We start from the raw sequence: 821 nt of genomic DNA on the forward strand, positions 1-821 counted from the left end.
CCTGGCCGTACGGGCATGACGAGCGTGCCCCGCGGGTCATGGCAGCGGTGTCTCCAGCTGAGCAGGCAGGAGTCGCCCGCCGCTGCGCCGTCGCCGCGCACGGCGGGCATGCGCAGCACGCTGCCGTCGATCTCGCGGACCGCGTTGTAGGTGACGACCCGGCCAGCCGGTGACAGGCTGGTCACCGGGGCCTCGTGCTCGATCCCAGGCACACTCGCCTGATCATGTGCTCCGACCAAAGGTGCAGGTGACCACGACGAAGGCCGTGTTCGAGCTGGCGGACGCGGTGCTGTGAAGAGGGACGATGTCATCACGCTGCCGAGGGCGGCCTCGCGGTTGGGGAGGCTCGCTGGCCCCTCCCGTAGCGGGGCCAGGGCCGTCGGCTATGTCGTGGTGTAACGGCGGCTGAGTTGGCCGAGGTAGTCGTCGGTGGTGGCAAAGGGCCGGTTCTGGGCGCCGTGGCGGTGCAGTTCCAGGTGGCCGTCGGGGTGCAGGCGCACGGTGGTCGTGGCGCTTCGTGGTACAGCTGCCGAGCCCGGCTGCGCTGGACCGGCGGGACCCGACCCGAGGGATGGGTCCTCCAGAACCGCGACGGTTGCGGGGAACATCGCCAGCGCTTCGGTAGCTGTGGCGGCGGGAGGGTGGCCGGTGCGGTTGGCGCTGCTGACGTACAGCACCGGGTGCTCGTCCAGCAGGGGGCGCAGTGGCTGCCAGCGGGCGCCGAAGAAGAGGACCCAGTTGTCTTTGACGGCCGGCTGCAGCCACGCCGGCCGGTCGGTGCCCTGGCGCAGCGGCACCAGCAGGGTGAGGTGTTCTTCTGC

Annotated in this window: 1 protein-coding gene and 1 pseudogene; both read right to left on the bottom strand. The window is 71.1% G+C overall.

All coding sequences use genetic code 11. From position 1 onward, the window contains the following. A partial coding sequence (locus IE312_RS37955; RefSeq protein WP_189986838.1) for a hypothetical protein occupies positions 1–212 on the bottom strand: 212 nt, incomplete at its 3' end. A gap of 171 nt (positions 213–383) precedes the next feature. Continuing rightward, positions 384–821, bottom strand: a pseudogene (locus IE312_RS37960) (hypothetical protein); the annotation flags it as partial.

Origin of the sequence: Streptomyces capoamus, from assembly GCF_014654935.1 — a bacterium.
Classification (GTDB): Bacteria; Actinomycetota; Actinomycetes; order Streptomycetales; family Streptomycetaceae; genus Streptomyces; species Streptomyces capoamus.